This is a genomic window from Mycolicibacterium sp. ND9-15 (assembly GCF_035918395.1).
GTDB lineage: Bacteria > Actinomycetota > Actinomycetes > Mycobacteriales > Mycobacteriaceae > Mycobacterium.
In genome coordinates, this window is the sequence record NZ_CP142362.1 from 1,116,864 (window position 1) to 1,129,327 (window position 12,464).

Annotated in this window: 11 protein-coding genes; 3 read left to right on the plus strand and 8 right to left on the minus strand. The window is 67.2% G+C overall.

Annotation, left to right across the window (positions count from 1 at the left end; all coding sequences use genetic code 11):
* Positions 1-239: 239 nt before the first annotated feature.
* The 5 genes from QGN32_RS05480 to QGN32_RS05500 form a co-directional block, all read right to left on the minus strand.
* Positions 240-1,481 carry a fatty acid desaturase family protein gene (locus tag QGN32_RS05480; RefSeq protein ID WP_326547629.1) on the minus strand — a complete coding sequence of 414 codons (1,242 nt, stop codon included), beginning with the start codon at positions 1,479-1,481 and terminating at the stop codon, positions 240-242.
* Positions 1,482-1,550: 69 nt separating this feature from the next.
* Positions 1,551-2,687, minus strand: a complete 1,137-nt coding sequence (locus tag QGN32_RS05485) for a ferredoxin reductase (protein WP_326547630.1) — start codon at positions 2,685-2,687, stop codon at positions 1,551-1,553.
* A gap of 114 nt (positions 2,688-2,801) precedes the next feature.
* Complete coding sequence (locus QGN32_RS05490; RefSeq protein WP_326548943.1) at positions 2,802-3,302, minus strand: DUF6912 family protein; 501 nt, start codon at positions 3,300-3,302, stop codon at positions 2,802-2,804.
* A gap of 6 nt (positions 3,303-3,308) precedes the next feature.
* Positions 3,309-5,072, minus strand: a complete 1,764-nt coding sequence (locus QGN32_RS05495) for a BCCT family transporter (RefSeq protein ID WP_326547631.1) — start codon at positions 5,070-5,072, stop codon at positions 3,309-3,311.
* Between the two features lie 61 nt (positions 5,073-5,133).
* Positions 5,134-6,543: a WS/DGAT/MGAT family O-acyltransferase gene (locus tag QGN32_RS05500; protein ID WP_326547632.1), complete on the minus strand. Its 1,410-nt coding sequence runs from the start codon at positions 6,541-6,543 to the stop codon at positions 5,134-5,136.
* 223 nt (positions 6,544-6,766) lie between these two features.
* Between QGN32_RS05500 and QGN32_RS05505 the strand changes: the two genes are divergently transcribed.
* Positions 6,767-7,291 carry an Rv3235 family protein gene (locus tag QGN32_RS05505; protein ID WP_326547633.1) on the plus strand — a complete coding sequence of 175 codons (525 nt, stop codon included), beginning with the start codon at positions 6,767-6,769 and terminating at the stop codon, positions 7,289-7,291.
* Positions 7,292-7,323: 32 nt separating this feature from the next.
* Positions 7,324-7,491: a hypothetical protein gene (locus QGN32_RS05510; RefSeq protein ID WP_326547634.1), complete on the plus strand. Its 168-nt coding sequence runs from the start codon at positions 7,324-7,326 to the stop codon at positions 7,489-7,491.
* Here QGN32_RS05510 and secA read toward each other — a convergent pair.
* The 3 genes from secA to QGN32_RS05525 all read right to left on the minus strand — a co-directional run bounded on the left by secA (position 7,488) and on the right by QGN32_RS05525 (position 12,074).
* Positions 7,488-10,328 (minus strand): preprotein translocase subunit SecA, encoded by a 2,841-nt coding sequence (gene secA / locus QGN32_RS05515; RefSeq protein ID WP_326547635.1) that lies wholly within the window; start codon positions 10,326-10,328, stop codon positions 7,488-7,490. The two genes, QGN32_RS05510 and secA, sit on opposite strands and share 4 nt — an antisense overlap.
* Positions 10,329-10,491: 163 nt before the next feature.
* Positions 10,492-11,157, minus strand: coding sequence for a ribosome hibernation-promoting factor, HPF/YfiA family (gene hpf / locus QGN32_RS05520; protein ID WP_326547636.1), 666 nt, complete (start codon positions 11,155-11,157; stop codon positions 10,492-10,494).
* A gap of 287 nt (positions 11,158-11,444) precedes the next feature.
* Complete coding sequence (locus QGN32_RS05525) at positions 11,445-12,074, minus strand: ComF family protein (RefSeq protein ID WP_326547637.1); 630 nt, start codon at positions 12,072-12,074, stop codon at positions 11,445-11,447.
* A 122-nt stretch (positions 12,075-12,196) separates the two neighbouring features.
* Here QGN32_RS05525 and QGN32_RS05530 point away from each other — a divergent pair, with 122 nt between their 5' ends.
* Complete coding sequence (locus QGN32_RS05530) at positions 12,197-12,412, plus strand: hypothetical protein (RefSeq protein WP_326547638.1); 216 nt, start codon at positions 12,197-12,199, stop codon at positions 12,410-12,412.
* Positions 12,413-12,464 lie beyond the last annotated feature (52 nt).

Consider the following 12,464-nt stretch of genomic DNA (forward strand, 5'->3'; position numbering starts at 1 on the left):
GCCAACGCGATTGGCGGGTGGAGCGCCTCGACCTCGGACTTGGATGTCGTTTCGGTAGATCGAGAAGGGTCAAACCCAGTTAGTCACCGATACTTTCGGTGATTTGACGTTCCGGCGCCGCGATCCGGGACGCCTGGGCTGGGATCGCCTTTCGGTGCGGACCCCAACGACGATGGCACCACCGTCACGCTCGTAGGCCGCGAGCGTGCGCAAAGGTCCGGGATTCGACGGCGTGTCGTCTACAGACGCGCACCCTCGCGCACCATCCGCTTCTCGCGGCGGCGTGCCCGCGCTGCCGCGATCGCCGACTTGAGCCCACGGCGCTGAGCCGGTTCGAGTTCGGCGAACATGCGCTCGCTTCGGGTCTCCGGCGCATCGTCGGCGGTGTCGCGCAGGTACCTGTCCGGCAACGACAGTTTGGCGATGGTCCGCCACGTCTTGCCGTACTGCACCACGAACGAACCCGTCGTGTACGGCAGGTCGTACTTCTCGCACAACTGGCGCACCCGAAGCGAGATCTCGTAGAGGCGGTTGCTGGGCAGGTCCGGATAGAGGTGGTGTTCGATCTGGTGGCACAGGTTGCCGCTCATGAACCGCAACACGGGACCGTTCTCGAAGTTCGCGCTGCCCAGCATCTGGCGCAGGTACCACTCGCCTCTGGTCTCGCCGACCATGTCGGTCTTGGTGAATTTCTCTGCGCCGTCGGGGAAATGGCCGCAGAAGATCACCGCGTTCGACCAGATGTTGCGGATGATGTTGGCCACCGCGTTGGCCTTCAGGGTGGACTTGTACGTCGCGCCCGGCGAGAGCGAGGTCAGCGCGGGCCAGGCCACGTAGTCCTTGACCACCTGCTGGCCCGCCTTGGCGCCGAACTCCCGCATCCGCACCAAGGTCGCCCTGCGGTCGTCGCGACCCTTGAAGATCTTGCCGATCTCGAGGTGCTGCAGCCCGACACCCCACTCGAACAGCGTCGCGAGCATGGCGTTGAAGAAGACGTTGAATACGTTGTGCGGCTTCCACTTCTGGTCGCGGGTCACACGCAGCAGGCCGTAACCCACGTCGTCATCCATGCCCAGGATGTTCGTGTACTTGTGATGCATGAAGTTGTGCGTGAAGCGCCAGTGCTTGGCGGCGCCGCTCATGTCCCACTCCCACGTCGAGGAGTGGATCTCGGGATCGTTCATCCAATCCCACTGGCCGTGCATGACGTTGTGGCCGATCTCCATGTTCTCGACGATCTTGGCCACACCCAGCGTGACGGTGCCCGCCCACCAGGCGGAGCGCCGCGCGCTCGCCGCCAGCATCACCCGACCTGCCACCTCCAGCGCGCGCTGGGCCGCGATGGTGCGGCGGATATAGCGCGCATCGCGCTCACCGCGGGAGTCTTCGATGTCCTGCCGGATCGCATCCAACTCCACGGCAAGACTCTCGATGTCCGCATCGGTCAGATGCGCGAACTCGGGAACGTCGGTGATTGCCATCGTCAAGCCTCCTCTCGCGTGCCTACGCTAGCGTAACCTACGAAGCCGTAAGTTACTAGCCAGTAAACCTCACACATCGAGTACGCAATCGCCCGATGCCACGGAGACACAGGTCTGCACGCGGCTCCCCGGTTCGTGCTCCACACCGGTTCGCAGGTCACGGACATATCCGTCGACCAAGCCCACCACGCACGACTGGCAGATGCCCATCCGGCAGCCGAACGGCATCCGGACACCTGCCTTCTCGCCCGCCTCCATCAGCGGGGTCGCGGCGTCCACGGTGGCGGTCTTGCCGCTGCGCGCGAACTCGACCGTGCCGCCCTGCCCGTGCGCTTGCCCCTTCAAGGACACCGCGAAGCGCTCCAGATGCAGCCGTTCGACGAGGCCGGCGTCCGACCAGGCCCGCAGGGCCGCGTCGAGCATGCCCTCGGGCCCGCACGCCCATGTCTGGCGCTCGTGCCAGTCGGGCACCTCGTCGGCCAACCGCGACAAATCCAGCCGACCTTGGCTGCGCGTCGAGCGCAGCCGCAGCCGGTAGCCGTGATGGTCGCGGGCCAACGCATCGAGCTCATCGGCGAAGAGCACATCGGATTCCGTTGGCGCCGAATGCAAGTGCACGATGTCGGTGATCTGATCGCGCCGGGCCAACGTGCGCAGCATCGACATCACGGGCGTGATGCCAGAGCCGCCCGTGAGAAACAGCACCTTCGGCGGCGCGGGGTCGGGCATCACGAAGTTGCCCTGCGGCGCGGCCAACCGCACGACCGTGCCCGGGGCCAGGCCCTCGACGAGATGCGTCGACAGGAACCCCTCGGGCATGGCTTTGACCGTGATCGTGATGGTGCGCGCGGTTCGCGACGGCGCGGACGTCAAAGAGTACGACCGCCACCGCCAGCGACCGTCGATCTGCACACCGATCCCGATGTACTGGCCGGGCTGATAATCGAACGAGAATCCCCACCCCGGCTTGATGACCAGCGTCGCCGAGTCCTCGGTCTCGCGCCGGACGTCGAGCACCCGGCCGCGCAGTTCGCGTGCCGACCACAGCGGGTTCGCAAGCTTGAGGTAGTCGTCGGGCAGCAGTGGCGTGGTGATGCGCGTCGCGATTTTCCGCAGCGCGCCCAAGCCCGGGTGCTTGCCCTGGGCGACGGTCGGTCGCACGGTGTCGGCGACGTTGGCCGAGACCTTGACGGAGTTCTTGGCCATGAAGCTACGGTACCGTAACTTACGCTGCCGTATCTAGCTGCCCAGCAGGCGCGAGACTGCCTGTTTCGCGCGACGGAGGGGCAGTTTTGCGTCTTTTCGCGGAGAAATCCGAGCTCAGAGCAGGTCGAGCAGGAACGGCAGTTCTTGCGGTGCATACCAGGCCAGGTCGTGGTCCTGCGCATCGCCGACGACGAACTCCGCGTCCTCGTCGCCGAGGTCGGCCTCATCGACGGCATCGAGGGCGGGCAGGACCTCCGCTTCGGCCTCGGCGTTGTCGACATAGGCGGCGATGACGTCCTCGTATGCGATGGGACCGGCGAGCCGCACGACCGCATCGTCGAGATCGGGGCGGTGTGTCGCACCGCCGACGTCGGCCTCCAGCACCGCGCGCCGCGGCGGCAGTGCGCCGAGCCCGTCGCCGGCGAGCAACCGCAGCGACGCCAGCGCCGCTTCCCGTCGCGCCACCTCGGCCAGTTCTTCGTCATCACCCTCGGCGTACGACTCGCGCAGCGCGGGCGTCACCGCGAACGCCGTGCCGCTGCGGGCATGCAGCATCCCGTCAGCCACGAGCTGCTGCAGCATGGTCAGGGTCGCCGGGATGTAGACGCGCACCAGGCGAGATTAACCGTCCGAGAAGTCCTGGGTCTTCTCGCTCGCCGGGTCCTTCTCCACCGAGATGATGAAGTCGTCGCCGTGTGCGGTGACGCCTTGGATGACCGCGCTGTCGACGGCTTCCGCCGCGTACTGTCGGCGGACCATCAACGGGTCGCGACGCAGATCGCGCACCAACGCCACTGCCATGCCGACCATCACGACCACAAACGGCAGCGCGGCGATGATCGTGATGGTCTGCAGCCCGGTCAGGGCGTCCTCCCCGCCGACCAGCAGCATCACCGCCGCGACGGCGCCCGTCGCAACGCCCCAGAAAATCACCGTCCCCCTGCCGGGCCTGATGGTGCCGCGTTCGGACAGCGAGCCCATCACCACCGACGCGGCGTCCGCGCCGGAGACGAAGAAGATCGCCACCAGCAGCATCACCAACACGCTGGCGACGGTGGCGATCGGGTACCGGTCGAGCAGCCCGAACAGCTGGGCCTCGATGCTGCTCTCGCCCGCGAGGTCCACCCCGCCCTGTTGTACTCGGATCGCCGAACCTCCGAACACCGAAAACCACACCAGCGACACCAGGCTCGGCACCAACAGCACACCGGTGACGAACTGACGGATGGTGCGCCCCCGCGAGATTCGCGCGATGAACATCCCGACGAACGGCGTCCACGACACCCACCAGGCCCAGTAGAAGATCGTCCACGACCGCAGCCACACATTGACATCGGAACCCTCGGCGCCGGTGCGCGCCGACATCATCGCGAGGTCTGCCAGGTAGCTACCCAGAGATGTCGGTAACAGGTTCAGGATGAAAACCGTTGGCCCGACGACGAATACGAACGCGGCGAGCAGGACCGCCAGCACCATGTTGATGTTGGACAGCCACTGGATGCCGCGCGCGACGCCCGAGACCGCCGAGAGCACGAACGCCACCGTCAGCACGGTGATGATGACCACCAGGATCGTGTTGCCGGTTCCCCCGATACCACCGACGATCTGCAGACCGCTGCGGATCTGCAACGCACCCAAGCCGAGCGACGCGGCCGAGCCGAACAGCGTGGCGAAGATCGCCAACATGTCGATGACCTTGCCCCACGGCCCGTTCGCGCGCGACCCCAGCAGCGGTTCGAAGGCCGCGCTGATCAACTGCAGCCGACCCTTGCGGTAAACGCCGTAGGCGATTGCCAGGCCCACGACCGCGTAGATCGCCCACGGGTGCAGCGTCCAGTGGAACAGCGTGGTGGCCATCGCGGTCTGGACGGCCTCCGGGTTGCCCTCCTCGCCGGTGCCGGGTGGCGGCGTCGCGAAGTGGGACAGCGGTTCGGCCACCCCGAAGAACATCAACCCGATACCCATGCCGGCGCTGAACATCATCGCTACCCACGACACCCCGTGAAATTCGGGTTCCTCGTCGTCTCGCCCCAGCGGAATCGCGCCGAACCGGCCGATGGCCAGCCACAGAATGAAGACCACGAAGCCGGAGCCTGTCAGCACGAACAGCCACCCGGTGTTGTCCATCACCCAGGTCAGCGCACTGCCCGACGCCGAGGCCAGCGATCGAGTGCTGACGAAGCCCCAGGTCAGAAACCCGATCGCGACGGCCGCGGTAACCCCGAAGACAATCCAGTCCACGCCGCGCGAGCGAGTGAGGAAAGCATCCCGCGGCGGCTGATCGAGCACCGGGTGGGGCACGACGTCATCGGTGGGCGATTTCAGCGCCCGCCGCGTCGCGGCCTTGGCCTTTGCCGTCGTCTCGTTCTCTGCGCTTGTGGCCATGGCGAGCCAATTCGACCCCGCTGGCCGTGAGCCAGTCAATCCAGCAAACGCACAGATCGAATCACTGCGCGGCCTCCAACAGTTCTTCCAGTGATTCGCGCAGCAAGCTGGGCAAAACGTCGACGTCGCTCATCGCATCGCGGTCGGCGTTCACCCCGAAATAGACCATGCCGTTGTAGGACGTCACGCCGAGCGCCAGAACCTGGTTGCTCAGCAACGGCGGCACCGCATAGGTCTCCAGCAGCTTGGCGCCGGCGATGTACATCTGATGCTGCGCGCCGGGCACATTGGTGATCAACAGGTTGAACTGGCGGGCGGAGAACGTCGTCGCCACCCGGATGCCCATGGCGTGCAGGGTCGGCGGCCCGAACCCGGACAGGGTCACGATGGTCCTGGCGTCGACCAGGCTGGCGGCGGTGGACGCCGATTCGGTGGCGTGCGCGATTTGCGACAGCCGCACGACGGGATTGCGCTCGCCGACGGGAAGGTCGACCAGAAACGGGGTCACCTCGCTGATGGCCTGGCCGGGGCCGGCGGCGTCGAGTTCGGCGTCCGGATACACCGACATCGGCGCCATCGCCCGCACCCTCGTCGTCGCCGTCACCGGCTCACCGCGCGACATCAGCCAGTTGCGTAAGGCACCGGCCACCACCGCCAGCACGACGTCGTTGACGTCGCAGTCGTAGCGGGCCCGCACCATGCGGAAGTCCTCGAGTCGCCCCCTGGCGACGGTGAACCGCCTATTACGCGAGACGGTGGTGTTCAGCGGACTGCTCGGTGCGGTGCCGCGGGCGACCGTGCGGGCCACTTCGAGGAACCGGCGTCCCATGTCGACCAACTGGCCCGCGTTCGTGGCGATGTCGATGACGGCGGAGCGGACCGCACCGAGCTGCTCTGCCGGGCGCATGATCCACTCGCCGACGGCGCCGAGCAGCAACTGCCGATCGCTGGGCTCGCGCACCGGAATCCAAATGTCCTCGCCGAACTCCGGCGGCTTCTGGGTGCGGTCGGCGATGACGTGGCCGATCTCCAAGGCCGTCATTCCGTTCACCAACGCCTGGTGCGTCTTGGTGTAGATCGCGATGCGGTTCTTGGCAAGGCCCTCGATCAGGTACATCTCCCAGAGCGGCCGCGATTTGTCCAGCGGCCGCGATCCCAGCCGGGCGATGAGCTCGTGCAGTTGGGCGTCGCTGCCCGGAGACGGCAACGCCGACCGGCGGACGTGGTAGGTGATGTCGAAGTCGCGATCGTCCACCCACACCGGACGCGCCAGGCCCAACGGCACCTCGCGGACCTTCTGGCGGTAGCGCGGTATCTGAGGCAGCCGTTGTTCGACCGTGGCCAGCAGGGTTTCATAGCTCAGCCCGCTGCGCGGTTTGCGCAGAATCGACAGCGACCCCACATACATTGGGGTCGACGTGTTCTCCAGGTGATAGAACGACGCGTCCGCCGCCGACAACCGGGTGACCATCGCGACGCCTACCCTCCCCTGTACCTTCCGCGGTCCCACCGCGTGTGCCGAGACTCCGCCACGCTATAGCCCAACGCTGTGGATGCGCAGCGCGGGTGCGTCCGGGGTGGCGGGTGGGGTGAAACTCGGTGCACCTGAGCCCGCGCAAACCGTGGGATCATGGTGGGGTCTGTCCCTCTCCAGCAGACGCGTCCCGTCTCGTCGAGTAGCTGGAGAGCCTGTTGTGACACCATCCCGCAGCCCTGCCGAAACAGCCCCAACCGCGTTGGTGGCGCCCGTCATCGACTGCGAACCGCCACCCGTCGGCGTCGGCGCGTGTCCGCCGCCGACCCCGAAAACCCTGCACCGCCGGCCTTCCGGCGGGCAGGGCGCCGGCGTGCGGTCCGGACACCTTCCCCGGCCGGTGGCGGTTGCGCCCGTCGGGGAACCGGCACCGTCGCCGGCAGCCGTCGCTTTCGCCGACGCGGCGTTGCGTCGCGTCCTCGAGGTGATCGACCGGCGCCGCCCCATTGCGCAGTTGCGCCCGCTGCTGGCCCCGGCGCTGACCGACACCGTCCTCGAGATGACCGGTCACCAGCATTCCGCAGCCGCCACCCTGCGCCGCGTCCGGTTACGGATGGTCGACGACGACGGTCCGGCCGCCGAAGTGTTCGGCGCCTACAGCCGCGGACGGCGCATCCGGGCGATCGCGGCGCGGATCGCGCTCGAGGGCGAACGCTGGCGCATCGTCGCGCTGCAGATCGGTTGAGCGCTGGCGTGCTCATCATGGAAGGAAACACCGTGAGCGTGCAGCGCGTCATCAACGCGCCCGTAACGCTGGTGCGCGAAACGTGGGACGTCTCCGAGGACCGGCAACGCCTCATCCTCACGGCGGGCGCGATGCCCAGACAGATCGAGGACGGGATGCGGGCCACCCTCGAACGCATCGCCGCGCTCGTCGAGCCCTAACGCCTGCGCATCGCCTTCTGTTGGCGGGCCTGCTGGCGCGCGGCCTCGCGCCGCTGCTTGCGGGTGCCGCCGCCGGCCGCCGGCCGCGGTGCTCCCCCGCCGTTGCCCGATCGCTGCACCTGCGCCGAGCCGTCCTCCGACGGCCCGGTGTAGGTCAGCGGCCGCGAGTCGTCGTCGATTCCCTTGGCGCGCAAGGCCGCCGGTCCAGCCGGCGATCCAGCCGGAGCCGGACGCTCCTTCGTCGCCACGCCTCCCTGCGCTTGCGCCGCGGCGGCCTCGGCAAACTCGGTCAACCCGGACGGCGGAGCGACCGGGGCGACGGTCGGCTGCGGCGCCGCTTCGACCGCGACGTTGAACAGGAACCCGACCGACTCCTCTTTGAGGCCCTCGAGCATCCCGATGAACATGTCGTAGCCCTCGCGTTGGTACTCGACGAGCGGATCGCGCTGTGCCATCGCGCGCAGGCCGATGCCCTCCTTCAGGTAGTCCATCTCGTAGAGATGCTCGCGCCACTTGCGGTCCAGCACGTTGAGCAACACGTTGCGCTCCAGCTGACGCATCGCACCCTCACCGGCGATCTGCTCGATCTGCTTCTCGCGCTCGGCGTAGGCGCGCTCGGCGTCGGCGATCAACGCCTCGAGCAGTTCGTCGCGCGTCAGTTCGCCGGGCTCGCCGATGGCTTCGGAGTCGATCAGGTCGTGGTGGTCGATACCGACGGGATAGAGCTGTTTGAGCGCGGTCCAAAGCTGGTCGAGGTCCCAGTCCTCGGCGTAGCCCTCGGCGGTCGCCCCGTCGACATAGGCCGTGATCACGTCGACGAGCATCTTGCGGGCCTGCTCGGCGAGGTTCTCGCCCTCGAGGATGCGCCGCCGCTCGTCATAGATGACCACGCGCTGCTTGTTCATCACCTCGTCGTACTTCAGGACGTTCTTGCGGACCTCGAAGTTCTGCTGCTCGACCTGGGTTTGGGCACTCTTGATCGCGCGAGTGACCATCTTCGCCTCGATCGGCACGTCGTCGGGCAGATTCAGCCGGGTCAGCAGTGCCTCCAGCGTGGCGCCGTTGAAGCGTCGCATCAGCTCGTCGCCCAGTGAAAGGTAGAACCGGGACTCACCCGGGTCGCCCTGACGGCCGGAGCGCCCGCGCAACTGGTTGTCGATGCGGCGGGACTCGTGCCGCTCCGTGCCCAGCACGTAGAGGCCGCCTGCGGCGATGACGTCCTCGGCCTCTCGCGCGCATTCTGCCTTGACCTGGGACAGCGTCTCGTGCCAGAAACTCTCGTATTCCTCGGGCGTTTCGACAGGGTCCAGACCGCGTTCCCGCAGCCGCTTGTCGGTGAGGAAGTCGGGGTTGCCGCCGAGCACGATGTCGGTGCCGCGGCCCGCCATGTTCGTCGCGACGGTGATCGCGCGCAACCGCCCGGCCTCGGCGATGATGTTGGCCTCCTGCTCGTGGTACTTCGCGTTGAGCACGTTGTGCGGGATGCGGCGCTTGGTGAACTGCCGCGACAAGTACTCGGAGCGCTCCACGCTGGTGGTGCCGATCAGCACCGGCTGACCCTTCTCGTAGCACTCGGACACGTCGTCGACGACCGCGATGTACTTCGCCTCTTCGGTCTTGTAGATCAGGTCGGACTGGTCGGCACGGATCATCGGCTTGTTGGTGGGGATGGGCACCACGCCGAGCTTGTAGATCTCGTGCAACTCGGCCGCCTCGGTCTGGGCGGTGCCGGTCATGCCCGCGAGCTTGTCGTAGAGCCGGAAGTAGTTCTGCAGCGTGATCGTGGCCAGCGTCTGGTTCTCGGCCTTGATCTCGACGCGTTCCTTGGCCTCGATGGCCTGGTGCATGCCCTCGTTGTAGCGACGCCCGACCAGTACGCGGCCGGTGAACTCGTCGACGATGAGCACCTCGCCGTCGCGCACGATGTAGTCCTTGTCGCGCTGGAACAGCTCCTTGGCCTTGATCGCGTTGTTGAGGTAGCTGACCAGCGGCGAGTTGGCCGCCTCATAGAGGTTGTCGATGCCCAGCTGGTCTTCGACGAACTCGACCCCGAGTTCGTGCACGCCGATGGTCCGCTTGCGGATATCGACCTCGTAGTGCACGTCCTTTTCCATCAACGGCGCGATCCGCGCGAACTCGGTGTACCACTGCGAGGCGCCGTCGGCCGGGCCGGAGATGATCAGCGGCGTGCGGGCCTCGTCGATGAGGATGGAGTCGACCTCGTCGACGATCGCGAAGTTGTGCCCCCGCTGGACCAGGTCGTCCAGGGAGTGCGCCATGTTGTCGCGCAGATAGTCGAAGCCGAACTCGTTGTTGGTGCCGTAGGTGATGTCGGCGCCGTAGGCGACCCGGCGCTGGTCGGGGGTCATCTGCGCGAGGATGACGCCGACGTCCAGACCGAGGAACCGGTGCACACGTCCCATCCACTCGGCGTCGCGCCTGGCCAGGTAGTCGTTCACCGTGACGATGTGCACGCCCTTGCCGGACAGCGCATTGAGGTAGGCGGGCAGCACACCGGTGAGGGTCTTGCCTTCACCGGTCTTCATCTCCGCGACGTTTCCGAAGTGCAGCGCCGCGCCGCCCATCAGCTGCACCTTGAACGGCTTTTGATCCAGCACGCGCCAGGCCGCCTCGCGCGCGACCGCGAACGCCTCGGGCAGCAGGTCGTCGAGGCTTTCCCCGTCGTCGACACGCTTGCGGAACACGTCGGTCTTGGCCCGCAGTTCGGCGTCGGTCAGCTTTTCGATATCGCCTGCCAGGGAGTCGACGTAGTCGGCCACCCCCTTGAGGCGCTTGACCATGCGGCCTTCGCCGAGACGCAGCAACTTTTGCAGCACGCTAGTTCCCCTATGGGTTGGAAGTCTTGAGCTCAACCCATGGTAAGTGACATGCGGCCGGACCCGGGCCGAGCTACGTCGTACCAGGCCGAATCAGGCCACCCGGCTCAAGCGAGCCGAATCAAGCCACCCGGCTCAAGCGAGCCGAATCAGGCCACCCGGCTCAAGCGAGCCGAATCAAGCCATAGTCGTAGGCGTGCCTGCGGTAGACCACGCACGGCCGGTCGGACTCCTTGTCGTGGAAGAGGAAGAAGTCGTGGCCGACCAATTCCATCTGCGACAGCGCGTCGTCGACAGTCATGGGCGTGGCCGGGTGCTCCTTGACTCGCACGATCCGCCCGGGTTCGTGATCGTCGAGGACGGCGCCGTCGTGCTCGGACGGTGTCGCGTCCGACGGATCGGGCGGCGGGGTGACGGCGGTGGCCCTGGCGACCGACACCGGGGTCTTGTCGCCGTAGTGGATCTTTCGCCGGTCACGCGCGCGGCGCAACCGCTCGGAGAGCTTGTCGACAGCCGACTCCATCGCGGCATAGAAGCTGTCCGCGCACGCCTCGGCACGTACGACCGGGCCGCGGCCGCGGGCGGTGATCTCCACATGCTGACAGTTCTTGCGCTGACGTCGGTTGCGCTCGTGGTCGAGTTCGACGTCGAACAGGTGGATGGTGCGGTCGAATCGTTCCAGGCGTGACAGTTTCTCTGCGACGTAGGTGCGGAAGTGGTCGGGGATCTCGACGTTGCGGCCGGTGACCGCAACCTCGGCCCGCGTTTGGGGTTCGGACGTCTCGTCCTCGATCACCGTCGTTCGGGGGTCCGCGGATTGGCTTGACATGCTTGGCAACTCGTTTCTTCGGCGTCCGCACGCGTCAGCGTGCCCGGGTTGTCATGGAAACCGCACCGACGGCGCTTGCATGTCTCGCCGCTCGCCGGTGCAAGGTGTCGTCTACTCACCTCCTACCGCGTCGGCGATGCTGGCGCTTCGGATCTGAGCGCCGGCCGTGAGTCATTCACGGGTGTTGCAGCCGACGGTAGCCGCGTTCACCCGGTAGTGCCAGCGAATCCGCCGACCTGTTTTCAGTTCTTCACATCGGTCTGATACGGCAGCGTTCGCGGCCGTGGTCACGCGTTGGCCACAACCAGCACGGCCGCCACGCGCGCCCCACCGGTACGCAGGACACGAACTGATTCGGCGGCCGTCGCGCCGGTGGTGACGATGTCGTCGACGACGAGCACCTCGCCCGCGACCGATCGCATCGCCTTGACCCGGCCCGCGATGTTGCGCTGGCGGTCGGCCGTGGACAACCCCACCGAGTCCGCGACGAACGCGCGGGTCCGCAACGCGGGCACGACGGCCACTTCCGGCAGGTCGGCCGTCGCCGAGCGCGCCATCCGGGTCACCGGGTCGCCGCCGCGGCGCCGGGCCGACCATCGGCGGGTCGGTGCGGGCACCACCGTCAGCGGAATGTCGATCAGACCCCAGGTGAGCAAATGGATCAGGCCCACTCGTAGCGCCGCGGCAAGCGGCCGGAGCAGGTCGGCGCGACCGTGCTCTTTGAGCGCGATTACCGCCGAGCGCCGCGGCCCCGCGTAGCGGCCGAGGGAAAACACTGGCACGCCTGGGTCCAGCCGCGGGGAGACGAGGTGCGGGTCGTCGGCCCTGACCGTCAGCGTCGACGCACACGCGTCACACCACCGCGTGGACGGGGCGCCGCATCCCCCGCACTGAAGCGGTAGCACGAGGTCCAGCATGTCCGCAGTGTGGCCGTACCCGGTGACAACACGGACCGAGCCGCCATCGGCGACGATGTGAGTGTTTCGGGGCACAGTCCCCCAAGACCCGTCGAGCCGACCTTCCAAGGGACCGGACACCGATGACGGACGCGCAGCAACCCGACTGGGATCCGGGCGCTGCCGCGGTGCTGGCCGACCAGATTGCGGCGTACGACCGCCTGCGTCGGACCTGCCCGGTCGCCTACACGACCACGAGCACCTGGGCGGCATTCAAACACGCCGACGTGGTGAGACCAGCCGACCAAGGCCCGCTATCCCGCCGGGGCTTCAGCCGGCTGCCGCTGCGAGTCTTCTAGCGGCCGAACGTGGGATTGAGCTCGAAGAATCGGCGTACTCGCACACAAGTCG

Excerpts from the sequence above, each read along its gene's own strand:
- QGN32_RS05480 (WP_326547629.1), bottom strand. The coding sequence starts at position 1,481 with ATGGCAATCACCGACGTTCCCGAGTTCGCGCATCTGACCGATGCGGAC.
- QGN32_RS05485 (WP_326547630.1), bottom strand. The coding sequence starts at position 2,687 with ATGGCCAAGAACTCCGTCAAGGTCTCGGCCAACGTCGCCGACACCGTG.
- QGN32_RS05495 (WP_326547631.1), bottom strand. The coding sequence starts at position 5,072 with ATGGCCACAAGCGCAGAGAACGAGACGACGGCAAAGGCCAAGGCCGCG.
- QGN32_RS05500 (WP_326547632.1), bottom strand. The coding sequence starts at position 6,543 with ATGGTCACCCGGTTGTCGGCGGCGGACGCGTCGTTCTATCACCTGGAG.
- hpf (WP_326547636.1), bottom strand. The coding sequence starts at position 11,157 with ATGTCAAGCCAATCCGCGGACCCCCGAACGACGGTGATCGAGGACGAG.
- QGN32_RS05525 (WP_326547637.1), bottom strand. The coding sequence starts at position 12,074 with ATGCTGGACCTCGTGCTACCGCTTCAGTGCGGGGGATGCGGCGCCCCG.
- QGN32_RS05530 (WP_326547638.1), top strand. The coding sequence starts at position 12,197 with ATGACGGACGCGCAGCAACCCGACTGGGATCCGGGCGCTGCCGCGGTG.